General features: G+C 70.1%; 21 protein-coding genes and 2 pseudogenes. 8 read left to right on the top strand and 15 right to left on the bottom strand.

The annotated features are described in order from the left end of the window. Positions 1–97: 97 nt before the first annotated feature. The 9 genes from ABCR83_RS29315 to ABCR83_RS29275 form a co-directional block, all read right to left on the bottom strand. Entirely contained in the window at positions 98–970 is an 873-nt protein-coding gene (locus ABCR83_RS29315) for a phosphatase PAP2 family protein (RefSeq protein ID WP_462698246.1), read from the bottom strand. A 200-nt stretch (positions 971–1,170) separates the two neighbouring features. Beyond that, on the bottom strand, positions 1,171–2,805 hold the full coding sequence (locus ABCR83_RS29310; RefSeq protein ID WP_462698245.1) for a glycoside hydrolase family 13 protein: 1,635 nt from the start codon (positions 2,803–2,805) through the stop codon (positions 1,171–1,173). 130 nt (positions 2,806–2,935) lie between these two features. Then, on the bottom strand, positions 2,936–3,613 hold the full coding sequence (locus ABCR83_RS29305; protein ID WP_462698244.1) for a TetR/AcrR family transcriptional regulator: 678 nt from the start codon (positions 3,611–3,613) through the stop codon (positions 2,936–2,938). Positions 3,614–3,693: 80 nt separating this feature from the next. Next, positions 3,694–5,631, bottom strand: coding sequence for a hypothetical protein (locus tag ABCR83_RS29300; protein WP_462698242.1), 1,938 nt, complete (start codon positions 5,629–5,631; stop codon positions 3,694–3,696). 100 nt (positions 5,632–5,731) lie between these two features. Further along, a complete protein-coding gene (locus ABCR83_RS29295; RefSeq protein ID WP_462698241.1) occupies positions 5,732–6,523 on the bottom strand; it encodes a tyrosine-protein phosphatase in 792 nt (263 codons plus the stop codon). A gap of 41 nt (positions 6,524–6,564) precedes the next feature. Beyond that, on the bottom strand, positions 6,565–7,182 hold the full coding sequence (locus ABCR83_RS29290) for a rhomboid-like protein (RefSeq protein WP_462698240.1): 618 nt from the start codon (positions 7,180–7,182) through the stop codon (positions 6,565–6,567). A gap of 7 nt (positions 7,183–7,189) precedes the next feature. Beyond that, entirely contained in the window at positions 7,190–7,837 is a 648-nt protein-coding gene (locus ABCR83_RS29285; RefSeq protein WP_462698239.1) for a LuxR C-terminal-related transcriptional regulator, read from the bottom strand. Positions 7,838–7,892: 55 nt separating this feature from the next. After that, complete coding sequence (locus tag ABCR83_RS29280; protein WP_462698238.1) at positions 7,893–8,330, bottom strand: cupin domain-containing protein; 438 nt, start codon at positions 8,328–8,330, stop codon at positions 7,893–7,895. A gap of 12 nt (positions 8,331–8,342) precedes the next feature. Then, positions 8,343–9,608, bottom strand: coding sequence for a sensor histidine kinase (locus tag ABCR83_RS29275; RefSeq protein WP_462698237.1), 1,266 nt, complete (start codon positions 9,606–9,608; stop codon positions 8,343–8,345). A gap of 276 nt (positions 9,609–9,884) precedes the next feature. Here ABCR83_RS29275 and ABCR83_RS29270 point away from each other — a divergent pair, with 276 nt between their 5' ends. Further along, positions 9,885–12,044, top strand: a complete 2,160-nt coding sequence (locus tag ABCR83_RS29270) for an MMPL family transporter (RefSeq protein ID WP_462698248.1) — start codon at positions 9,885–9,887, stop codon at positions 12,042–12,044. Here the strand turns inward: ABCR83_RS29270 and ABCR83_RS29265 are convergent. Beyond that, positions 12,014–12,553 (bottom strand): winged helix-turn-helix domain-containing protein, encoded by a 540-nt coding sequence (locus ABCR83_RS29265; protein WP_462698236.1) that lies wholly within the window; start codon positions 12,551–12,553, stop codon positions 12,014–12,016. The genes ABCR83_RS29270 and ABCR83_RS29265 overlap by 31 nt on opposite strands. Positions 12,554–12,968: 415 nt before the next feature. On the opposite strand from ABCR83_RS29265, the gene ABCR83_RS29260 reads away from it, so the two are divergent. Both ABCR83_RS29260 and ABCR83_RS29255 read left to right on the top strand, forming a co-directional pair. Then, the gene (locus tag ABCR83_RS29260) at positions 12,969–13,532 is read left to right on the top strand and encodes an ArsR/SmtB family transcription factor (RefSeq protein ID WP_462698235.1); all 564 of its coding nucleotides are present in this window, start codon (positions 12,969–12,971) and stop codon (positions 13,530–13,532) included. A gap of 133 nt (positions 13,533–13,665) precedes the next feature. Then, a complete protein-coding gene (locus tag ABCR83_RS29255) occupies positions 13,666–15,105 on the top strand; it encodes an alpha/beta hydrolase family protein (RefSeq protein ID WP_462698234.1) in 1,440 nt (479 codons plus the stop codon). A gap of 316 nt (positions 15,106–15,421) precedes the next feature. Here ABCR83_RS29255 and ABCR83_RS29250 read toward each other — a convergent pair whose 3' ends face one another. The 3 genes from ABCR83_RS29250 to ABCR83_RS29240 form a co-directional block, all read right to left on the bottom strand. Next, the gene (locus tag ABCR83_RS29250; protein WP_462698247.1) at positions 15,422–18,196 is read right to left on the bottom strand and encodes a tetratricopeptide repeat protein; all 2,775 of its coding nucleotides are present in this window, start codon (positions 18,194–18,196) and stop codon (positions 15,422–15,424) included. Continuing rightward, entirely contained in the window at positions 18,162–18,590 is a 429-nt protein-coding gene (locus tag ABCR83_RS29245) for a hypothetical protein (RefSeq protein ID WP_462698233.1), read from the bottom strand. Before ABCR83_RS29245 ends, ABCR83_RS29250 begins: the two co-directional genes overlap by 35 nt. 142 nt (positions 18,591–18,732) lie before the next feature. Further along, positions 18,733–19,101, bottom strand: a complete 369-nt coding sequence (locus ABCR83_RS29240; protein ID WP_462698232.1) for an ArsC/Spx/MgsR family protein — start codon at positions 19,099–19,101, stop codon at positions 18,733–18,735. Positions 19,102–19,220: 119 nt separating this feature from the next. On the opposite strand from ABCR83_RS29240, the gene ABCR83_RS29235 reads away from it, so the two are divergent. From ABCR83_RS29235 to ABCR83_RS29220, 4 genes and pseudogenes are all read left to right on the top strand, one after another. Continuing rightward, positions 19,221–19,499, top strand: coding sequence for a hypothetical protein (locus ABCR83_RS29235; protein WP_462698231.1), 279 nt, complete (start codon positions 19,221–19,223; stop codon positions 19,497–19,499). A 159-nt stretch (positions 19,500–19,658) separates the two neighbouring features. Then, positions 19,659–19,832, top strand: a complete 174-nt coding sequence (locus ABCR83_RS29230; protein ID WP_462698230.1) for a hypothetical protein — start codon at positions 19,659–19,661, stop codon at positions 19,830–19,832. A 332-nt stretch (positions 19,833–20,164) separates the two neighbouring features. Next, positions 20,165–20,575, top strand: a pseudogene (locus tag ABCR83_RS29225) (Uma2 family endonuclease); the annotation flags it as partial. An 835-nt stretch (positions 20,576–21,410) separates the two neighbouring features. Further along, a complete protein-coding gene (locus tag ABCR83_RS29220; protein ID WP_462698229.1) occupies positions 21,411–21,662 on the top strand; it encodes a hypothetical protein in 252 nt (83 codons plus the stop codon). Here the strand turns inward: ABCR83_RS29220 and ABCR83_RS29215 are convergent. Together ABCR83_RS29215 and ABCR83_RS29210 are read right to left on the bottom strand one after the other, a co-directional pair. Further along, on the bottom strand, positions 21,637–21,834 hold the full coding sequence (locus tag ABCR83_RS29215; protein ID WP_462698228.1) for a DUF397 domain-containing protein: 198 nt from the start codon (positions 21,832–21,834) through the stop codon (positions 21,637–21,639). The genes ABCR83_RS29220 and ABCR83_RS29215 overlap by 26 nt on opposite strands. After that, positions 21,831–22,640 (bottom strand): helix-turn-helix domain-containing protein, encoded by an 810-nt coding sequence (locus tag ABCR83_RS29210; protein ID WP_462698227.1) that lies wholly within the window; start codon positions 22,638–22,640, stop codon positions 21,831–21,833. Before ABCR83_RS29210 ends, ABCR83_RS29215 begins: the two co-directional genes overlap by 4 nt. A 233-nt stretch (positions 22,641–22,873) precedes the next feature. Between ABCR83_RS29210 and ABCR83_RS29205 the strand changes: the two are divergent. Further along, positions 22,874–23,290, top strand: a pseudogene (locus ABCR83_RS29205) (hypothetical protein); the annotation flags it as partial.

Here is a 23,290-nt window from a genome sequence, read left to right as displayed (position 1 = left end):
TCAGCAGACCGCCGAACCGTCCCAGCGTCACCACCTCCGACACGATCCGGGACGGGAAGCAACTCACGTGGTGACGCCGAGACTCACGACCGGCTCACTAGGGAATTCGCGGCGGCCTGGAGCCCGCCACCCGCTGGGTCGCCACCTGCCGGGCCAGCCGGTGCGGGAACGTTCCGTACCAGACGAAGGACAGCGTGAGGCCGAACGCCAGGCACAGCAGCCCGCCCACCGCGTCCAGCCAGAAGTGGTTGGCGGTTGAGACGATCACCAGCAGGGTCGCCACCGGGTACAGCGCCCCGAGGACCTTCGCCCAGACCGGTTTGGCCAGCATCGCGATGGTGAGCCCGCACCAGGTCGACCACCCGATGTGCATCGAGGGCATCGCCGCGTACTGGTTGGAGACATCGGCCAGATTGCCCGAGGCCATCGAGCCCCAGGTGTGGTGCACCACGACCGTGTCGATGAACCCGGCGCCGTCCATCAGCCGGGGTGGTGCGAGCGGATACAGGTAGTAACCCAGCAGGGCCACCCCGGTGGTGGCGAACAGGGCGAGCCGGGCGGCCGCATACCGCCCGGGGTGCCAGCGGTAGAGCCACACCAGCACGCCGATGGTCAGCACGAAGTGCAGGGTGGCGTAGTAGTAGTTCATCCCCACGATGAGCCAGGTCGCCGAGTTCACGGCCCGGTTGACGCTGTGCTCGACGGCGATGTGCAGGGTTTGCTCCGCGCTCCAGATCCAGTCCGCGTTGCGCCGGGCCGCCTGCTCCTGCTCGGGAACGGCGTTGCGGACAAGGGAATATGTCCAGTAGCTGACCGCGATGAGCAGAATCTCGAACCACAGCCGTGGCCGCCGGGGGGTTCGCAGTCTTCGCAGCAGGGGGCGACCAGCAGGGGGCCTGTCCGCCCGTTCCTCGCCGGGGGGCGGGGCGGCCGTCCGGCCTTCCAGGGTCTTTGCTGTCGCTTCACCCATAGGCCAAGAGTGTGCCAGAGAACAGACGCCCGCAGATCGTCCCTAAGTCTGGTCTTGGCCGCTTTCGGTCTGATTCGCGGCCGTTGCGGGGGTCGCGCCAAGTGGAAGCAGTCATGTGACCACCCTCCTGAGTGAACAGTGAGTAGATGGTTGATTGCTTGCTGTGATGGCCGGATGCGGCCAAACGGGTGATGGTCCGCTCAGATCTCCCACCACGCACAGGAGTCGGCCGGGAGACGGACCGTGCCGGCCGTGAGTGTCACGGGGTCGGTGGCGAGCGCGAGATGACCCGGTACGGGCAGTTCCACTTCGCTGTCGAGGGTGTTGAGCGTGCACACAAACCCCGGCCGGGAGAAGGTCAGCACCCCCTCCGGGGCGTCCAACCAGCGCAGTTCGCCACCGCCGAGCCCCGGCAGGGTGCGGCGCAGGGCCAGCGCGGAACGGTAGAGCTCCAGCGTGGAGCGGGGATCGCCGGACTGCGCCGCCACCGACAGGGCCCGCCAGTCCGCGGGCTGCGGCAGCCAGCTGCCGCCCGGACCGAAGCCGTACGGGGCCCGGTCGCCCGACCAGGGGATGGGCACCCGGCAGCCGTCCCGGGTACCGTCCTGGCCGTCGCCGCGGAAGAACGCCGGGTCCTGGCGCACCTCGTCCGGCAGGTCCACGACCTCCGGCAGACCCAGCTCCTCGCCCTGGTAGACATAGGTGGAACCGGGCAGCGCCAGCATCAGCAGCGCCGCCGCGCGGGCCCGGCGAACCCCCTGTGCGCCGCCGCCGTAGCGGGTGGTGTGCCGCACCACATCGTGGTTGGAGAGCACCCAGGTGGTGGGCGCGCCCACCGAGAGGGTGGCGGCCAGCGACTCCTCGATGACGGCCCGCATGGGGGCGGCTCCCCATGGACAGGTCAGAAAGCGGAAGTTGAACGCCTGGTGCAGCTCGTCCGGGCGCACATACAGGGCGAGCCGCTCGGAGGTCGGCGCCCAGGCCTCGGCCACCCCGATGCGGTCGCCGTCGTAGGAGTCCAGCAGCCGCCGCCAGGAGCGGTGGATCTCGTGCACGCCGTCCTGGTCGAAGAACGGCAGCACTTGGGCGCCGATGAGTTTGGCCTGTTCCTTGCGGCCGATGTCGGGCAGTCCCGGCGCCTTGACCATGCCGTGCGCCACATCGATCCGAAAGCCGTCCACCCCCAGGTCCAGCCAGAACCGCAGGATGGACTCGAACTCCGCCCGCACCTCGGGGTGCTCCCAGTTGAGGTCGGGCTGTTCGGGCGCGAACAGATGGAGGTACCACTCACCCGGGCCGCCATCGGGGTTCGCCGTCCGGGTCCAGGCCGGGCCGCCGAAGACGGACTCCCAGTCGTTGGGCGGCAGTTCGCCGTCCGTCCCCCGGCCCGGACGGAAGTGGTAGCGCGAGCGGTCCGTACCGCCCGGCCGGCCGGCGAGCGCGGCCCGGAACCAGGGGTGCCGGTCGGAGGTGTGGTTGGGCACGATGTCGACGATCACCCGCAGCCCCAGCCGGTGCGCGGCGCGCACCAGGTCGTCGGCATCCGAAAGATCGCCGAACAGGGGGTCCACGGCCCGGTAGTCGGCGATGTCGTACCCGCCGTCCGCCTGCGGCGAGGCATAGAACGGCGTCAGCCACACCGCGTCCACGCCCAGGTCGGCCAGATGGGGCAGCCGCTCGCGGATCCCGCGCAGATCGCCGACGCCGTCCCCGTCGCTGTCGGCGAACGAGCGCACATACACCTGGTAGATGACGGCGCTCCGCCACCAGCCGTCCGCCCGCGCGGACGGGGCGGCGGACTCGGGGCGGGGGGAGGGCGCGAGGTTCTGGGGCATGGAGCTCCTATCGGACTGGCCCTTGGCTGGCGAGAGGAAGCTAACAGGACGTGATCCGCCGCGGAAAGACCATCGCGGAGCGGGGACACCCGCTTACGACCTGGTCGGCGGCAGGGGGCGGATCAGGCCGTCAGGGAACCAGCATGGCCAGCCGTGCGGCCAGGGTGCCGAACGGCCCGTCCGCGGGCTCCTCGCTGAGCATCCGCCGCAGCACGGCCGCCATGTCGTCGTCATACGCGGCGAGCGCCACAAACGCGTGGACCAGCTGCAACTCCAGCTCCGCGCGCGGAATCCGCGGGCCGTCCAGCCACAGCAGTGCGGTGGTCTCCGCCAGCGAGATCCAGGAGCGCAGGGCGACTTCCAGGCGCGGGCCGGGAGTCGCCACGCCCAGGTGGCCGAGCAGTTGCCGGTACGCGGCCCGCCGGACTCCGTCGATCATCGCCTCGGTCTCCCGGCAGCCCGCCGCCGGACTGCCGCGCAGCAGGGCGGCGAAGCCCGCACCATGGGCCTCGATGAAGTCGAAGAAGCGGTTCACCACCCGCAACAGCCGGGTTCCGGGCGGCCCTTCGCGCGGTTCGGCCAGCAGCGCGGTCAGCTCCTCGGCCGCGCGCCGCAGCGCGGCCTCGTACAGGCTCTGCTTGCCGGTGAAGTAGTGGTAGACGAGCGGCCGGGATATCCCGGCCGCCGCGGCGATCTCGTCGATGGACACGGCTTCGGGGGAGCGGTGACTGAACAGCTCGAGCGCGACGGCGATCAACTGCTCGCGTCGTTGCTCGACACCCATCCTGCGGCGCACCCCGGTGGTCATGGGGTGAATCCTAAACGGATGCGCCCAAAGAGGTCGCGCGGGCCCGGTACCCGCGCCCAACTCCCCGGCCATGGGGGCGGTTAGCGCAGCATCGCGATCTTCTTCCCGTCTTCCAGCAGGGCGCTGAGCCGGGCCTGGGCGCCCGCCGCCGCCGGGAGGGCCAGCAGTGGACCCGCCGCACTGCCGCGCACCCCGCCGGTGGCGGTGATGACGGCGACGTCCTCGCTGCCCGCCGCCAGTGCGTACCAGGTGCCGGTGTGCGACTTCCACAACACGCCCGCCAGCACATGCGGGTCATGGGCCCCGCAGGCGGGGGAGTCCGAGGCGCGCGCGACGGCCGCCGCCGGGGCGGCGGGCCTGCCGCCCGGCGGCTGGAACTGGGCCAGTACCCGGCTGCCCGCGCCCCGCCAGGTCTCGCCCCGGGTGCAGAACCACTCGGCGCTGCCCGCGCCGCCGGGCAGCGGCTGGGTGGCGAACTGCCAGGAGTTGACCGAGCGCATGCCCTGTGAGCGCACGGTCTGCAACCGGCATGCCGTGTGGGCCCAGCCGGCGCGCGCCACGGCGCTGTTCACATCGTGCGGGGCGGTGGCGGGGCTGCCGCTGGTGAGCCGGGCCGGGATCAGCTCGCCCAGGTCGGTCACCAGCCGGCCGCCGAGCTGGAGGGCGGGCCAGGCGTGGCAGTCGCCGGTCGCGGCGGGGGTGGGCACCGGATCGGTCACCCCATCGGGGCCACGGTGCAGCGGCTGTGCGGCGCCGGCCGGCTTGAGCAGGTCGCGCAGGGCCGCGCTGCCGACCCAAGGGGCCGTCAGATAGCGGACGTTGCCATCGGTGCGGCCGACCACCACCGCCGTGGCGGAGTCGGCGTCGGCCGCGTCGGTGCGCGCGAAGTCCAGGGCGGCCGAGCCGGTGTCACCGCTCTTGGCCTCGGCATAGCGCACCATCCGCAGCCCGTCGTGGAGGAGCACGATCGTCGCCGAGTCCACCTCGCCCGCGTAGAGCAGCTGTGGCGGGCCCGCGGCGGGCCCGGCGGGGGTGGCGGGCGTCGCGGTGACCTGCACCGAGCCGCCCGGGCGCGCCCAGACGGCGAGCGCCCGGCGGAGCAGCGCCCGGTCGTCGGTGCGGTTGCCGCGGGCGGGCCAGTCGGCGAAGCCGGGGCGGTCGGCGCGCCGCCAGCCGGTGGCGTCGGCCTGGGTCAACTGGGCGGGATCGAGGGCCTGCTGGGCGGCGGCGTTGCGGGCATAGGGCGGTGCGGCGGGGCCGTCCGGGCCCCAGCCGGAGCCCGGCAGGGCCGCCAGCAGCGCCCCGCAGGCCACGGCCGCCGCCACCGCCGCCGCGGCGGCCCTGGTGTGCTGGCGGCGGCGCATCAGATCGGTGGGCCGGGCCTGCAGCGAGCAGGGGTCGAACTCCACGGAGTGCAGCAGGGCGGCGTCCCGGCCGTGGATGCCGCCCGCCTCGGCCAGCGCCGCGCCCGGGTCCGCCACCCCGGCGGCGGTCAGCAGGAGCCGTACGTCATGGTCGGTCGGCAGCTCCAGCGCGCGCAGCACAAAGGCGGCCCGGCCGGGGGCGGAGAGCCCGGCGAGGGCCTGGTCCAGGGCGAGTTCATCGGCGCCGCCGGAGCGGGGGAACAGCCGCAGCCCCCACACCTGCGGCAGCAGCGGCGGCAGTTGGCCGCGGCGCGGCAACTGCCAGCGGCCGCGCGGCCGTCCGGCGTCGAGCGCGGCCTTGAGCACCCGCCGGCGGACATATGCGTAGCCCGGGTCGCCGGGGGCGCCTTCGGCACGCGGGGAGGGCAGCTGGGGCTCCATGGCGCCGGACCGGTTGCGCGGCAGCGCCAGCTGGACGATGGAGTGTGCGGTCAGGACGCGGCGATTGCGGCCCAGCGTCGGCGGCAGCACGAGGTATCCGAGGCGCACCAGGCGCGGGTAGTGCTCAATGAGCGCGGCTTCGGCCTGTTCGACATCGACGGGGACGGGCGGGACGGGGGCGAGGGGCCGGGGGGCTGTCGCTTGCTGCTCCACGTCCGTAGAACGAGTGAATCGTGGGATGGTCACCTCACCCTTGCGGGTCGCGTCCCGCAAGAGGGGCGTGCCGTACCTCCCCAGGACCGTTCGGCGGGCCTCAGGCCACGTAGCGCGCCCGGATCCGGTCCACCGCGGAGGCGGGGACGCCGAGTCCCTCCCGTACATAGCCCGCCAGGGAGCCGTATGCCCGGCGCATCTCCTCCAGGGCCGCCGCCAGATAGCCAGGGCGCACGCCGAAGATCGCGTCGGCGATCTCCGGGTTTCCGCCGGCCGTGGTGAACCGCTGCACCACCGGGGCGAAGGGGGCGGTGGCGCCCTTGCCCGCCGCCAGGTACTCGGCCTCGGCCGCCGCCTGGTCCGCGCCGAGCAGCAGGAGGATCACGGTGGCCGCCCATCCGGTGCGGTCCTTGCCCGCCGTGCAGTGGAAGAGCACCGGGCCGCAGCCCGGTTCGGCCAGTGCGCACAGCAGCCGGCCGTAGGCCCGGCAGGCGGACTCCGAGGTCACGAACGCGCGGTAGGAGTCGCCCATCAGCTTCTCCGCCTTGCCGCCCCCGAGGTGCTCCTCCGCCGCCGCCGGGTTGCCGAGCACCGATTCGAGTCGCGGCGGGACCGCCTCGCCGCCCGGCGCGGAGTCCGCCAGCACATCCGCGATGATCACCCGGGCCCCTTCCGGCAGCCGGTCGGGGCGCTTGCGCCGTTCCGGCTCGGTGCGCAGATCCACCACGGTGTGGATGCCCAGGGCGGCCACCGCGGGGTCGGCCGCCGGGTCGTGCCGGTCGAGCTGCCCGGAACGGAGCAGCAGACCCGGACGGACGGCCGAGTTGCCGACCAGCGCGATGCCTCCGAGGTCGCGGAGGTTGGGGATGGTCGAGGCGTCGAACTGCGGCATGAGCGGGTCTCCCTGGTCGGGCGCTTTTCCGTTTTCCAGCTTTATTGTGGCGAACGGTAGCGGAGCGCGCGATGGTACCCCTGAGGCAGGGGCTGCTCCCGCAGCGTCCCCAGGCCGATGCCGAGCAGCAGCGCCAGCAGATGCCCGGCGTCAGTGAAGGTGGGCCGCCCGCGCAGCAGGGGAGCCAGGCCGAGGGCGAGCAGTGCGGTGCGGCCGAGCATCCGGGCCGGCCCGCGCGGCAGCGCCCCGGTGAGCGCTCCGGCCAGGGCGTTGAAGCCATAGCTGGTGCCGACGTCGGTCGCCGACCGGGTGGGCGCGGGGGCGCGCGCGGCGCGCAGTGCCCCGTAGACGATGACGGATGCGCCCAGGTGCCCGCAGACAAAGGCGCTCGCGGCCCACCAGGCGCCGTGCGCGTACTCCGCATAGCCGAGGACGGCCAGCAGGAGCAGTGCGTAGGGCAGCTCCATCGGCTGCTCGACGACCACGGCGCTGGTGGCGAGCGTGTCCCAGCGGCCGGCCCGGAGATTGTCGACATTGGTGGAGCACCGGCGCAGCAGCCGCTCGCGGGCGGCCGGTGTGAGCAGGTACCGGACGGCGTACGCGCCGAGTTGCACGCCCCCGACATAGGCGGGCGCCAGCCGGGGCAGGCGGGCGGTCATGGGCTGCTCAGCCCTGGTCGAGGTAGGCCAGTACGGCCAGCACGCGCCGGTTGTCGTCGTCGGATGGCGGCAGTCCGAGCTTGCCGAAGATATTGGAGGTGTGCTTGGCGACCGCCCGTTCGGTGACGACCAGCTGGGCCGCGATGGCCGCATTGGAACGGCCCTGCGCCATCAGCTCGATCACCTCGCGCTCCCGTGGGGTCAGCCTTCCCATTGGCTCGTCCTGTGACCGCCGGGTCAGCAGCTGCGAGATCACCTGGGGGTCCATCGCGGTGCCGCCCCCGGCCACCCGGCGCACCGCGTCGATGAACTGCTCGGCGTCGAACACCCGGTCCTTGAGCAGATAGCCGACCCCGCCGCTGCCGTCGGCGAGCAACTCCTGGGCGTACAGCTGCTCCACATGCTGGGACAGCACCAGCACCGGCAGGCCCGGGGTCGCCCGGCGGGCCGCCAGCGCGCACTGCAGGCCCTCGTCGGTGAACGACGGAGGCAACCGGACGTCCACGATGGCCACGTCCGGCCGCAGTTCGGCGAGTGCCCGGCTCAGTTCCGGGCCGCTCTCCACCGCCGCGGCGATTTCAAAGTCGTACGCCTCCAGCATCCGCACCAGCCCGTCACGCAGCAGGAACAGATCTTCGGCAAGGACGACACGCACAGGAGCTCCAGGGTGAGGGAGCTTCCATACTCCCTCATTCCCCCATTCCGCTCGGTCAGGTCATGGTGAAGTCCTCGAAGTGGAAGCCGGGGGCGACCACACAGGTCACCAACACCGGCTCGTCGCCCGCCGGTTCGGCGCTCTGCCACACCCCGCCGGGGATCAGCAGCTGGGGCCGTTCCCCGTGCTCGACGCCGGGCCCGAGGATCCCCTCCTCGGCACCCGCCTCGTCCGGGGCCGGGCCCGTGCCGCCCAGGAGCATCCGCAGCGGGCCGCCGCGGTGCCAGAGCCAGAGCTCATCGGAGCGGACCCGGTGCCAGCGGGAGGTCTCACCGGGGTGCAGCAGGAAGTAGATGCCGGTGGCATGCGCCCGGGGCCCCGGGTATCCCTCGGGGACCGTGCTGCCGGACGTCCGCCAGGTCTCGCGGAACCACCCGCCCTCGACATGCGGCTGGAGGCCGAGGAGGGTGACCAGTTCGGAGGTGTCGGTCATGGGGCCACTCTGTCAGGCCCGTGGCGCGAGGGTGCAGGGGATCTCGATGGTGACCATGGTGGGGCCGCCCGCCGGGCTGTTGACCGCCATGATCCCGTCGAACGCGCCCAGCCGCCGCTCGACCCCCAGCAGCCCACTGCCGCGCGAGGCCTCGGCCCCGCCCCGCCCGTTGTCGGTGATGGTGATGCGCAGCATCCCCCGGGTGTGATGCGCGTCCAGCCAGATCCCCCGGGCGCCGGAGTGCTTGACGGCATTGGTGAGGATCTCGCTGACCGCGAAGTACGCGGCCGCCTCGACCGGTTCCGCGGCCCGGCCCGGCAGTTCGATGTCCACCTCGACGGGCAGCGGCAGGCGCAGCGCCAGGGCCCGTACGGCGTCGCCGAACCCGCGCTCGGCCAGTACCGGCGGGTGGATGCCGCGCACCAGGTCGCGCAGTTCGGTGAGGGCCTCGGCGGAGGACTCCCGGGCGGCGGCCAGCAGCTGCCGGGCCTGGGCCGGGTCCTTCTCCATCAGCGCCTCGATCGTCCCCAGGCTCATGCCCACGGCCACCAGCCGGGCCTGGGCGCCGTCGTGCAGATCGCGCTCGATGCGGCGCAGCTCGGCGGCGGAGGTGTCCACCGCGTCGTGCCGGGTCTCGGTGAGGTGCTCCACGCGCTGGGCGAGCTCCCGCTCATGGGTGGGGCTGAGCACCGACCTGGCGAGCAGGAAGTTTGCGCGCAGCAGGCCCGGGTTGACGAACAGGCCGAGGACGCCCACCGCCAGGCCGAGGGCGGCGGCGTAGTTGGCGCTGGTCTGGTCGGTGATGTGGATAAAGCCGAACCACAAGCCCCCATGGCGGGCGATCGGCTTCCAGACGCCCAGGGCCAGCACCGGCCCCCACAGGGCGTAGAGAAAGAAGGTCACCGGCAGGATCGCCAGGATGAAGCCCGCGATGCTGTCGATCAGCAGCCACTGCAGGTCGCGCCAGGTGGCCTTGTCCTTGAGGACGGCCCAGCTGAGCGCCACATAGCCCAGGAAGTCGTTGTTCGGGTTCTTGGGCAGTGGCAGATACGGGACCGGGATCTCCACCCCCGACCAGGCCTTGGCCTGGGCCCGGCGCTGGTTGGCATAGGCCCGTACCAGCTTGAAGACGGGTGGCACGGCGAGCACGCCGATCCCCACCGGGACCAGGGCGACCGACACGATCGCCAGGGTGAACAGGGTCAGCGACTGGATCAGCCCGAAGATCGCCAGCCACAGCGCCCGAGCGGTGGCCAAGGGTGCGCTGCGGATCTTCATGAACTCTCTCCCGATATCGTGCCGAGGAACCGTTCCCCGGCCCGTCTTCCATGGTGCGGGTTCCCCCGGAGCCGGTCACTGGGCGTAACACGGCTTGTCATGGTGTACCCAGGTACACCATCTCACCTCGCCTTTTGTCTCGAGCGATGGGTGTCTCGGCGGCTGGGGCCGGCCCCGCCGGGCTCCTAGCTTCAGAGCGTGACCACTTCGCTGAATGTGCAGACTCCTCCCCGACCCGGCCCGCCACCGCCGCGGAACCTCGCCGCCCGGCTGGGCATCTGGAGCACCCGGCATCGCAAGACCGCGATCCTGGGCTGGGTGATCTTCGTCGTGCTGGCCTCCGCGATCGGCGGAATGATCGGCACATCGGAAATGTCCACCTCCGAACAGGGTGCGGGCGACTCCGCCCGCGCCGAACAGATCCTCTCCGACGCGGGCATCAAGAAGCCCGCCGCCGAAACGGTCATGATCTCCGGCCCCGGTTCCGGCAATTGGCGGGCCGCCGCCGGAGACCTCTCCCGCGCCCTGGACGCCACCGGCCGGGTCACGGACCTCAACACCCCGCTGCCCTCAGCCGACGGCAAGGCCGCCCTGATCCGCTTCTCGCTCAAGGGCGACCCCAAGACCGCCGGCGACCGGGTGCAGCCCGTGCTCGACGCGGTCGCCAAGGCCAAGACCGCCCACCCGGACCTGACCTTCCACGAATACGGCGAGGCCAGCGCCAACAAGTGGCTGAACGACATGCTCAGCGACGACATGGGATCCGCCGAGTGGACGGCCGTCCCGCTCGCCCTGGGCATCCTGCTGGTGGTCTTCGGCGCGGCGGTCGCCGCCCTGCTGCCCGTCGGGCTCGCCGTCACCGCCTTCATCGCGGCCAACGGCCTGCTCGCGCTCGCCAGCCACGCCCTGCACATCTTCCAGACCACCACCTCGGTGATGCTGCTGATGGGCCTGGCCGTCGGCGTCGACTACTGCCTGTTCTACCTGCGCCGGGAACGCGACGAGCGGGCCGCCGGGCGGGACGCCGAGACCGCGCTGCGCATCGCCGCCGCCACCAGCGGCCGGGCGGTGCTGGTCTCCGGGCTCACCGTGATGGTGGCGATGGCGGGACTGTTCCTGTCCGGGCTGCTGCTCTTCAAGGGCTTCGCGCTCGCCACCATCCTGGTGGTCTTCATCGCGATGCTGGGCTCGGTGACCGTGCTGCCCGCCCTGCTGTCCTGGCTCGGCGACCGGATCGACAAGGGCAAGGTGCCCTTCCTGGGCGGCCGGCGCGGCAAGCGCCGTGCCGCGGGCCGGATTTCGGGCGCGGTGCTGCGGCCCGTGCTGAGCGCGCCCAAGGTGATGGTGATCGCCGCCACCGCCGTGCTGCTGGTGCTGGCCGCCCCGGCCCTGGGCATGAAGACCCAACAGCTGGGCCTGGACCGGCAGATGCCGTCCGACGCCCCGCTGCGCGTCTCCTATGAGCAGATCACCCGCACCTTCCCCGGCGGACCGGCCCCCGCCAAGGTCGTCGTCCGGGCCAACGATGCCGACGACGTGACCTCACCGCGCTTCACCGCCGCCGTGGCGGACTTCACCCGGCAGGCAAAGGCCGACGGCCGGTTCGGCCAGGGCATCACCGTCACCCCCTATCCCGAGCAGCACATCGCGGAGATCGCCGTGCCGGTGGCCGGGGACGGACGCGCCGCCCTGGGCACGCTCCGTCAGGACCTCATCCCCAAGACGCTGGCCCCGGTGTCCCGGGAGGCTCGTGTGACCGGGGAGCTCGCCTCTTCGGTCGACTTCGACCACCAACTGGGCCGTGACATCGCACCGGTCTTCCTCTTCATCACCGGCGTGACCTTCCTGCTGATGCTGCTGTGCTTCCGCTCACTGCCCGTTGCGGCCGTGTCCACCCTCCTCAACCTGCTCTCCGTGGCGGCCGCCTACGGGGTGATGACCGCCGTCTTCCAGCACGGCTGGGGAGCGGGCCTGCTGGGCGTGGAGTCGGTCGGCGCCATCGAGAGCTGGCTGCCGCTGTTCATCCTGGTGGTGCTCTTCGGACTGTCCATGGACTACCACGTGTTCGTGGTCTCGCGCATCCGCGAGGCACACGCCAACGGCCGCTCCACCAGGGAGGCCATCCGCGAGGGCATCCGCGCCACGGCCGGATCCGTCACCGGCGCCGCCACCATCATGGTCGCCGTGTTCGCGGTCTTCGCCACCCTCTCGATGCAGGACATGCAGCAGATGGGCGTCGGCCTCGCGGTGGCCGTACTGCTCGACGCCACGGTGGTACGGATGGTGCTGCTGCCCTCGGCGCTGGCGCTGCTCGGCGAGCGGAGCTGGTATCTGCCGCGCTGGCTGCGGTGGTTGCCCAACCTCTCGCACGCCGAGCCACCGTCGGTGCCTCAGCAGGGAGTTCCTCAGAAGGAAGCCGGGGGAGCGTACTTGTAGCCCACCCTGCGCACGGTCACGATCGAGGCGCGGTGCTCCGCCCCCATCTTCCGGCGGAGCCGGGCGACATGGACGTCGACCGTACGGCCGTCACCGACGTGACCATAGCCCCACACCGTGGTCACCAGCTGGTCCCGGGTGTGCACCCGGTGCGGATGCGCCACCAGGTGGGCCAGCAACTCAAACTCCAGATAGGTCAGATCCAGCAGGCGGCCCGCCACCCGCGCCGTCCGCTGCTCGGAGTCGATGCTCACCAGGGCATCTCCCCGGGCGGTGGACGGCGCACCGTCGGGTGCGGGCTGCTCGGCCGGTACCAGCACCAGATAGCCGACCATCGGCGGCTGTCCCGGCAGCGAGGGCAGGGCGTGCTGCGGCGCGGGCAGCCAGGTCGCCCCGGCGTGCAGCAACTCGGCCGGCGGCGGCACCTCGTCCGGGGACACGGCTCGCAGCCGGTGACGGTGGACGGAACGGTCGGCCGGGGCCGCGGTCAGGGTACGGAGGTTCGTCATGGAGAGCTCAGCTCTTTCGCGCGAGAGGCCGTCGAGAGGTCGAGAGGACGTACAAGCGCGGGCCATTGGCCGGTAAACGGTACCGGCGCTGACTTCGACGTGGGTCAGCGAGAGGAATGGGCCGGCGCGGGACAGTACCCGCGACAACACACTCGGTCGAAGTCATGGTGCTGACGAGAGGGCCAGAAGGGCTCGAGGTCGCTGCTGCGACCCGTCGCGGTGTTCTGGTGGCTGGCCATGCCCCTATTGAAACACGGCCCGCGACCGGGCAGCAGACCCTTGACGGGCGGTTGACACCGAACCCGCGGTAACTCCCGTCCGGTCGCGGAATGCGCATCCGCCGCGTGCGCGGCGATGACGCAAGAGCTGCAAAGAAGACTTGCAAAGCTTCTTTGCAGCTGCCTAAGCTGCCCGCATGGCCGATCAGCACCCAGCGCAGGAGATCACCGACGTAGCGGTGCTCAAAGCACTGGCGCACCCCATGCGGCAGAAGATCGAGCGGTCTCTGCGCAAGGGCCCGGCCAACTCCGCGACCCTCGCTCGGGAGCTTGGCGAGAACACCGGCCTCACCAGCTACCACCTGCGTCAGCTGGCGAAGCACGGGTTCGTCGAGGAGGTGCCCGAGCTGGCGAAGGGGCGGGAGCGCTGGTGGCGGTGGGTGCCCGGGGACCGGCGATTTCCGCCGCACAGCCGCCAGACCCCCGAGATGCGGGAGGCGCTGAACCAGATGCACCGCCTTGACTTCGCCGAAGTCATCGAGCAGTTCAACCGCTTCGCGGCCGACCGCGAGAGGCTCGGACCCTGGGCGGACGCGGCCGTCTTCTCCCGCTCGACACTGCGGGTCAGCCCTGAGCAACTCCGGGCGTTCTTCGAGGAGTACGTCGAACTGATCTACCGCTACTCCCCGCCGGAGGGGGAGGCGGCCCCCGACGCCCGGGCCGTCCTGATCCGGCTGCTCGGGTTCCCCGAGATCACTTGACCATCACCCGAGACCACCATCCAAAGCTGGGCCGCCGAGCGGCAACTCGACGGCCCAGCGGAGCAGAAGCAGTAACACCACGCCCTTGAGCGTGTCTTCGCGTGCACAACTTCCACCGAAAGGAGAGCACAGCGTGTTGCTCTCGACCAAACCGCCCTTGCGGGCCGCCGTGCTGACGGCGGTGCCGGCGGTGCTGGCAGTGCTGATCTGGGCGATCGCTTCGATCGCACTGCCCGTGCGATCGGCGCACGCCGACGCCGACGGCCTGAGCCGCAGCGAGGTCTCCTTCCGCGGCGGCAATGGACTGACGCTGCACGGCACCGTCCTGGCCCCCGCCTCCCCGGCACCGGGACGGCAGCCGGGCATCGTGCTGGTGGGCGGCTCGGGCCCCGGCCCCCGGGAGGAGTACCGGCAGGAGGCGGAGGCCTTCGCCCGCGCCGGGATCGTCACCCTCGTCTTCGACAAGCGCACCGTCGACTACTCGCCGACCCACCGCGACTTCGGGCTGCTGGCCGACGACGCCCTCGCCGGGGTACGACTCCTGCGGGCCCGGGCGGGGGTCGACCCCGGCCAGGTCGGGCTCTGGGGATTCAGCGAGGGTGGCTGGGTCGCGCCACTGGCCGCGGCACGCTCCGCCGAGGTGGCCTATGTGATCACCATCGCCGCCTCTGGTCACTCCCCGCTCCGCACCCAGACCTGGAACCTCACCACCCACCTGCGCCACCGGCACATCTCCGGTTCGTTCCTCGACGCGACCGAGGGTCCCGCGGCCCAACTCCTGGACTCCGCCGGGCTCTTCCCCGAAGCCGGCCACGACCCACTGCCGGCCCTGGAGCACCTGCGCAAACCACCGGTGCTCGCCCTCTGGGGGGAGTACGACAAACAGGTACCGCCCCGGGAAAGCGCGCAGCTCTTCCAGCAGGCCCTCGCCAAGGCGGGCAATGAGCATGTCACTACCCGCTTTGTGCCTGCCGCTGCCCACAACGGGCACCGCACCACGGACGGCTTCGACCGCATCGGCGGCCCGCTCCACCACGGCAAGCGGCTGGGCGCCCTCGCCCCCGGCTACGCCGACACCATGACCTCCTGGATACGGTCGGTCGCGGCCGGCCACCCACCCCTGACCAGCGCCGCACCCGCTCCCTCCCAGGTGTCCACCAGTGTGCCCGTGCCCGGCGGCGCCTGGCTGCAATGGGCCGCGCTGGCGGTGCTGTTGGCAGTCTTCGCCGGATACCCGGTGGCCGGTGTGATGCACCGGCTCACCGCACGCCCGCGGCGCACGAGCCCACGGTCCGCCCGGTGGCTGGCCGGGCTGGGTCTGGTCACCGTGCTGAGCACACTGCTGTGCACCGTCTCGGTCTTCGCCGCCGGGGAGGGCATGGCGGCGCCCGTCATCGGCGGTCGCCCACTGCCCTGGCTGCTGCTCCAGGTCCTGGCCGTCGCCGTGGTCGCGACCGCCTGCCGGACCGCTGCCGCAGCCTGGCGCACTCGGCAGATCCGGACCGTCCCACTGATCGCCGCCGGGGCGGTGTTCATCCCCTGGGCACTGTGGTGGGGACTGCTGACGCCCTGAGCGGCTCCCTTCGCGAGGTCGGTCAACTCTCGCTGCGGGAGAGGATTTTCCGCACTCTTCCGGCTCCACTGAGGGCGCACGTGCACAGAGTGATGTAAGTCATCTTGAGTCGCCTGGATGTGGACACTTAGGCTCGCGCGAATGTATGTCTTTCATGAGTTCGAGCCTGAGGTCGCTCAGTCGAGCGGCGGAGGAAAATCGGACCGCCCGCCGCCCCCGCCTGCTTTGCGTCTCACTGCCGTGCGCCCCGACTCGGCTCTGAACGAATCGTTTTGGCAGGGGTGAATCCATCCCCGGTCCTGATGCGCGAGGGTATTCAGCCGTCGGCTTCCAGCGCCGCCAACCGGGCCGCCGCGCCCCCGGCTTCGGCGGCGGCGAGGCGTCGATAGATCGCCAGGGCCTGGCGAAGGTGATCGATCACCGCCGCCCGGTCACCGCCCGGCGCCGCATGAGCGGAGGCGATGCCCTCCAGCGCGCGGCCCTCGTGCAGTGGGCTCGGCAGCCGACGCGCGATGCGCAGGGCCTCCTCGTAGGAGGCGAGCGCCGCGTGAGGCTCGGCGGAACTCACTTTGAGTGAGCCCAGAATGATGTGGAGATTGGCCTCCGTGGGTCGACTGGGGATTGCCCGGCACAGGGACAGGGCCTCGACGGCCCACTCGACCGCCAGCGCCGGATCGCCGGTCAGTCCGCGGACCATGGCTCGGTCGCCAAGAGCCGAGGCCACGCCCGAGCGGTCTCCGATGGCACGGAACACATTCAGGGCCGATTCGAGCAACTCATCCGCCTTGCGATGGGCTCCCAGCAGGCCGTTGACCCTGCCCAGCCCTTGGAGGCTGCCCGCCTGCCCGAGGCGGCTGCCGTTCTCCCGGTAGAGATCCAGGGACTGTTGGTACCGGCGCGCTGCCGCCGCGTACTCGCCCCTGACTTCCAGCACACGAGCGAGTTCCCAGATCGCGCAGGCTTCCACCGGTCGGTTGTTGCGCCCCTGACACATGCTCAGGACCCGTTCCTGCTGGCTGATGGCAGCCGGGTAGTCCCCGATGAGGAAGAGTGAGCGCCCAAGGTCTATGCGGGTGTTGATTTCTCCCTGGTGACAGGCGTGTTCCAGCTGGATGGTCAGAGCCTGGTTCTGGTGGCGGATGGCCTTTTGGAATTCTCCGAGCAACTCATGGGCCTGGCCGAGTTCCAGCAGAGTCTGTGCCTCTCCGCTGTGGTCCTTGAGTTCACGGAAGAGGGCAAGCGCACGTTTGAGGGGATCGATCCCCTCCGCGCAGCGGTCGGTCTGCACGGTGACACGGCCGAGGCCGAGCAGCGCTTGCGCCTCCCAGGGGCGATAGTCGCCGGTCTGACACAGGGACAGCGCCTGTTCGAAATGAGAGGCCGCACTGGGGAAATCCGCCGTGGCGGCGGTCACGATGCCCAGCTCGATGAGGGAGGCGGCTTCTCCACGGCGGTCGCCGACCTCCTGGCAGTCGGCCCGCGCCTGCGCGAAAAGCTCTGCCGCCGCCGAGAAGCCACCGCTCAGGCGCCTGATGCAGCCCAGGTCGAGGGCGGAGTTCCCCTGCTTGCGGCGGTCGCCCAGAGATTTTGCCGCCGCCATCGCCTCGCTGTGCAGAGCGGCAGCCCAAGTCCAGTCGCCCTCCAGGCACAGGAACGCCGCCAGTGCCGCCGCCAGTCGTGTGACACGCGCATGCTTCCTGCGGAGGATGGCCTGGTTGACGCAAGCGCGCATATTGGGAAGTTCGGTACGTAGCCATTCAAGTGCCCGGTCCCGATTGGGAAGTGCCGGTATATCGACGGGCCGGGCTTCGTCGGGCGGCCATAGGCGGCTGCGGGTGGTAATGCGCCGGGTCGCGGTCTCGGCGGCGAACGCGTAGTAGTCCAGCAGACGGTCGACTGCCTTTTCCTGCTCCTCGGCTGGGTCGCGGCTGACTAATTCGCGTGCGAAATCCTGGGTCAGGTCGTGGAGTTGATAGCGATGATGGGCCGTCTCCTTGATGAGCGATGCGTCGTACAGCGTATTCAGCTCGGTACGGGCCTGCCACCACGGTATTCCGTCCAAGGCGGCGACGGCATGGATGTCCAGCTCGTTTCCGGGGTGCAGGCCAAGGCGGCGAAAGAGGCGCTGTGTCTGCGGAGCCAGATGGCGATGGCTCAAGTCGAAGGCGACGACGACCGAGCGTTCTCCGGAGCCCAGTTGGGCGAGTCGTCGATCCGCGGTGAAATCCGCGGCCAGCCGGGTGAGGGTACAGCTGGGACGGTGGGGGACTTGGGCCGCGAGTATGCGGATGGCCAAGGGCAGCCGGTCGCATCGCCGCACAATGTCGTGGATCGCCCTGGAATCCTCGGTCGTGGGCCTGCGGTGAGTCAGGCGAATGAACATCTGCGTGGCCTCGTCGAAAGGCAGGACCTCCAGGAGGAGTGGCTTTGCGCCATCGAGCCCCATCATGTGCCGTCGGCTGGTGATCAGCACCAGACAGTCCATGCTCCCGGGCAGGAGCGGCTCGACCTGAGCGATGTCCGCCGCGTCATCGAGGACCAACAGCACCCGCTTCCCATCCAGACAAGCCCGCCATAGCCGAGAACGCCCGTCCAGCGTGGCCGGCAGATACCTGGGGGCTATGCCCAGATGGATGAGAAGATCGGCCAGGACATCGGCCGGGTGGGCAGGGTGCTGGTGCTCATGATGGCCTGCCAGATCGACGAAAAACTGTCCGTCGCGATACCACCGGGCGAGACGGTGTGCGGCCCGGGTGACCAACGCGGTTTTGCCCACTCCGGGCATGCCGACCACGAGATGGACCGCAACCACCCGGCGGGTGCCCACGGCTTTGCCGCACAGCCTGCCGAGTTCTTTGCGCCGCCCGGTGAAGTCAGTCACATTCCTCGGCAATGTGCCTGCCGCGATCGGCTGCGCGGGTGTTTGACAAAACGTGGCCCCGGCGAAGACGTTCTCATGCCTGACGTAGTCCCGGCCGACCTGGGTGATCTCGCTGCCGCCCGAAGCCAGTGCGTCCTGCTTCGGGTTTCCGGTGGGGGGCTGCCACCGTGACGGATCATGGCCGGGGCGGCTGGCCGTGCAGGGTGACATCACCACCGCCCTGGACGATCCAACTGTGGTCGGTGGCGGTCGCTCGGTGCCCCAACGAGCCGATACGGGTGCGCTCGGTCGAGGCCAGCGCGGGGATGAGCACTTCCTTCAAAAGTGTGCGCAATTCGGTGGTGAACAGCGAGTCCTGGTCGGCGAGATGCTGGAGTCGTAGGCGCCAGACGCCCGCCAGAGCTTCCTCGGTGGCGGTGTCCTCGGTGCTGCGAGCGTTCAGGACATCGTGACGCAGGTGCTCGAGCTCGGTGTCGAAACCTTCCGCACTCGTGGGGTGCGCGCGTCGCCACAGCGTTCCCACGGCGGCGCTGACATGCTGCCATGCGTCCGAGGCCATGGCCCCGACCAAAGCGCTGCCCGCCTGCATGATCAGTGGATCCATTTGCCCGACCGCCCCCCGACGCATCTCCCAGGCCACCACTGTAGAGATGCCGAACCGCCCTGCGTGGGCTGTTGGCCGATCCTTTCCTCCTCATTTGGCGTCAACCGGCCTCACCGGCAGCAAAGGGCGCTTTCAAGACCGTTCAACTCCCCTTCCGGGACAGGGCTTCCCGCACCGCCTCCTCGGTACGTGCCACCATCGCCGAACCGTCGTCCGCCGTGATGATCGGCCGCTGGATCAGCCGGGGATGTTCTGCGAGCGTCTCGATCCAGCGGTCGCGTGCCCCGGCCTCCCGGGGCCAGCTCCCCATCCCCAGCTCCTTCGCCTCCGCCTCCTGGGTCCGCGTGATGTCCCACGGCTCGAGGCCGAGCCTGCCGAGCACGGTACGGATCTCCTCCTCGCTCGGCACCTCCTCCAGATAGCGGCGGACGGTGTAGTCGGCCCCCTCGGCGTCGAGCAGCGTGATCGCGCTGCGGCATTTCGAGCAGGCCGGATTGATCCAGATCTCCATGCGGTCCACGGTATCGCGCACCTCTGTCAATTGCCGCCTGAGCTGGGGCGATTGTCAGTGCCCGGTAGTAAAATGGAGGCAGTCGAAAGAGGCTGTACGACCACCTCAGGAGGACGCCGATGGCCGTAGCCGCATCCCCTCTGCCGAACCTGCCGAATCTTCCGACCCTGCCGAAGAAGCGGATGCCCGCCGGGCGGCCGCGCGCCTGGTACGAGGCGCAGAACCGCCAGCTCAAGGCCATGCGCCTGGCCATCGCCCTGCTTCACTCCGGCGTCTACACCCCCGACCGGGCGAGCGACCGCAGGATACGCACCTGCGCGGCTCAAATCGGAGTGCGTCCGCCCTCCGACACCACCTGCCGCCTGGTGCGTTCTCTGATCCGTGGCGCCAATCGCTGACCTGCTGACCGCTTGTCCGGCGTGGCCACCGGCCGCGCCGGACCCGTCCACGGAAGGGCACCCCGGCGGGTGACGCGCTCGACACCGAGGCGGCGATACCGTCGTCGTAGGCGGTACCCCGGCGGTCCTCGAGCCGCCACCACATCAAAGGAGTCTCCGGTGAGTGTGCAGCCCTATCGGCCGGCGGACCCCGCCGACCTGGAGCGGGCGTTGAAGATCGCCGTTCAGCATCTCGCGGGGGACCGCGCCGAGATCATTGAGGGAGTGATCCAGCCGGTGTCGCCGTCGTGGGGGCATGGGGGTTGGCAACTGCTCGTCGAGGAGCGCATATGAGGTCGTCTTAGCTCGATGGTGTGATGGCCGGCTTCCGGGCTTGCGGTGCCCTGGGTCATCCGGGTTAGCGTGGCGGCGCGATCTGGGACGCCGGGTGCGGTGTCGGCGTGCGGGGCCCCTGCTCCACCGGAGCGATGGTTCAGGGCCTCCCCGTCGCCTCTGGCCGTATCCATATGGCCAGGTCGCGTAGGGAACCGGCCTCCCGGGACCGGACCACGCACAGGATGCGTGTCGCCGCCTCGGGGTCGAGTACGCCGGGGAACCAGTGCGCCCAAGACCGTTCGGGGCGTGCGGCTGACCGGGCTCACTCCTGCTCAGTCCGTAGGAACGGTGCGGCGGAGTCCGTCAGGGACCAGATCCGTGGCCGAGTGCGGGAGCTGGGGTGTCGGACGGGCTCGGGGAACATCGACCTTCCGGGAACACCGAACTGGTACGTGCCGGACCTGGCGGTGGTGCCCGGTGAGGTCGTGGCGAAGGACGAGGCGAGCATCCTGCCCGACCAGAGCCTGCTGATCGTCGAGGTGACCTCGCAGTCCAACGGGGACACCGACCGGGTGACCAAGCGCAGGCGGTACGCCCAGTACGGGGCCCCGCTGTACCTGCTGGTGGACCGACAGGGGCAGACCTGGACGCTGTTCTCCAAACCGGGTCGGCTCGGCTATGAACAGGCCGAGGGACCACACCCGTTCGGCACCCCACTGCACCTGCCGGAGCCCTTTGATCTCGACCTGGACACCGACGACTTTCTGACCAATGAGGCCCGGGTCGCCGCCCACTCCGACCGCGAGGTCGTGGTACGCGACGGCCGGGCCCAAGACCTGGCGGACGCCCGATGAACCTCGCGAACCCCTGGGCGGGGCGGCATTGTGCTCGGGCGGGTGACCCTCTCGTTTCGCGCCTCCGGCGCAAAGCGGCAGATACGGGCGAGGCGGGCCCGGGCCGAGACCGGTTGCCGGGTTTCGGCGGTGGCGTTTCGGTGACGGGTTTCTGTGGCGGGGGCAGGCGGTGGAGTTTCGGCGGCGGGGGCGGGCGCGGGCCGCGCCTGACTCTGGGGTGAGCGTGGCATGTGGGTGGCGTGGTGTGCGGGAGTTGGTTCGTGTTTTAACTTGGGCTGGCTTCCCTCGACAAGTCGGGCATGAGGGAGCAGGTTTCCGCCCCCTGTTGAAGATGGAACGGTTCGGCTGAGGGGATCAGCAGGCGGCCGGGCGAGCGGGGGCGAGTTCGGTGCTCGTCCGATGCCTCGTGGTCCGGCGGGCGGCGCGGTCGGAATCCAGGCCGGTGATCGCGCGGTGGGTCTGCGCATAGTGCTCGCGGCGAACCCGCGCTGGGTCCACGACCTGCGACTGCCGTTCGACTCCGGAAGCCTGCGAACCCTCCTCGGAGCCCAGGACTTTGCCGCGATCCGCACCTCCCTCGCCACCGCGCCTGCTACGACCAACCCATGCTCGACGCCTTCGTACACGCCATGCGGGGCAGGCCCTGGATGCCCGCCACCACTTGATCACGCCGGCCCCATCGACCGGCGATCAAGCATGCCCTCGACCAGAACCACCTATCCCACCCTTCTAGGATGGCCCGGTGCCGCACTTAGAGATCGTGACAGCCGTCGCCGCACCCCCGGACCGGGTGTTCGAGGCATGCCTCGATGTGGAAGCGCACACGCGGTCAATGGCCGATTCCCGGCCCGGCTGGACCAACGGGATGTTCACCACCCGTGGCCTCGAGCGCCGCCTGGTCTACTCCGTCAACCCCACGGGCATACCCAACGGCGGTGCCGCGGAGCGCCAGTTCGTCATGGACGTCATCAACGCCACCTTCGGTTCGAGGTGATGGATATGTGAGCTATGAAGGAGGACCAAGTGAGGGTGGGGAAGGCGAGTTGGGGGCCGGGTGCGAGCTTTGAGTCTCGGACGTGGAGGGTGCCGGGGTGGGGGGCGATCTCGAGGCATTCGGTTTGAGCTTGACTGTAGCTGGACTTGAGCCATGTCAACTCGGCGGTCATAGTTCCTCCATCAATTTCCTGATGAAATGTGCCGATTCTTCGCAACTGAGAGCTCGCCGGGAGATTGCGACGTTGCATCGCGCGAGGGCGCTGACCTTCTCAGGGTCCGCATACAGAGTGCCAGTCATCTGACCCTCTTCATAGGCGAGGAGTTGGTGTTCGGGAGTCTCGAGCAGGATGAACGGCCCATTGAGACCCACATGAGCGCCACCGAAATGGAGTACCTGGATGGCCACGTTGCGTCGTTGGCTCATTTCCAGCAGGTGGAGCAATTGGCGCTTGTGCTCCTCCCTGCTGCCGATGGGATGACGTACGGGCGATTCCCCGACGATGAAACTGAACTCCTTGTTCTGGTTGTCCAATAGGACCTGACGCGTCAACCGGCCCTTGTGCAGCGCTTCGATTTTCTCGTCGTCCATCGGTGGCAAGTGGCCTTCGCACAGTCGTCGGAAGTACTCTTCCGTCTGAAGTAGGCCCGGAATCAGCTGTGGTTGATACGAGCTGATGGCGATTGCCTCGGCTTCGTATCGCACGTAATCCTCGACGTAGACAAGGACCCTTTCCGGCTGCAGGTAGTCCTGCGCCGAGACCAGTAGTCCTTGCGCACCGCACATCGCATCTGCCACCTCGAGTAGTCGCCTCGTCGGCCTTCGGCGCCCCAGTTCCATTGATTTGACGTATTCCACGTCGTAACTGGCCTCTTGGGCCAACGCCTCGCGGCTCACCCCGGCGCGCTGGCGCCACAGCTTGATCTGGTTGCCGCAGTACCGCCACGTCATGGGTGGTTGAGAGTTCTCGCCTGCCACTGCCCGTACCTCTCCCAGTGCACGATCGTCGCTCGCGAGACTACTCCGGGATCGAGGTCATGAAGTCGGTTAACTCGTACGGGTGTTGTGTCATTGGAGGCGGGTCGTGAGGCGCTGTGTGTGGGTTACGTTGCCCGCATCGGGTTGCTTCGTGCCGTAAGCGAGGCGACCCCTGCGCCGGTCTAGCCACCGAGGCAGGGGTCTACACCCGCAAGGGACAAGGACTCCCGCAGATGCTGACGCATTTTATCGCGCCGGAAACCCGTTTCACGCGTGTATCGAATGAACTCATCCGTCATCCGCGCCTGGGCTCGGACGCCGTCCGCCTCCTCCTGTGGCTGTTGTCGCTGCCGGACGGGGTGGACCTCTCGTTGTCCGAGGCCGCGCGCCGGGCCGGGATCAAGAAGAGTGCCTTCCAGCGCGCCAAGGGGCAGTTGAGGGAGGAGCGGTACTTCCACGAGTGGCGCCTGCAGGGCCGTGACGGCCGCTGGGCGACCACCCAGCTGATCTCCAACGTCCCCCTCGCCCCCGGCGAGGCCCGCGCCATCCGCGACGGCTTCCGCCCGCCGACGGACGCAAAACCGGCCGCCGGTCAACCGGGCACCCGGCCCGTCGGCCGTCCCCAACAAAAGACGGGGGAGAAGAAACAC

The sequence above is a fragment of the Streptomyces xingningensis genome, assembly GCF_054957865.1.
The sequence above is the reverse complement of the archived record's forward strand: the minus strand, read 5'-3'. Positions and strand labels throughout refer to the sequence as shown.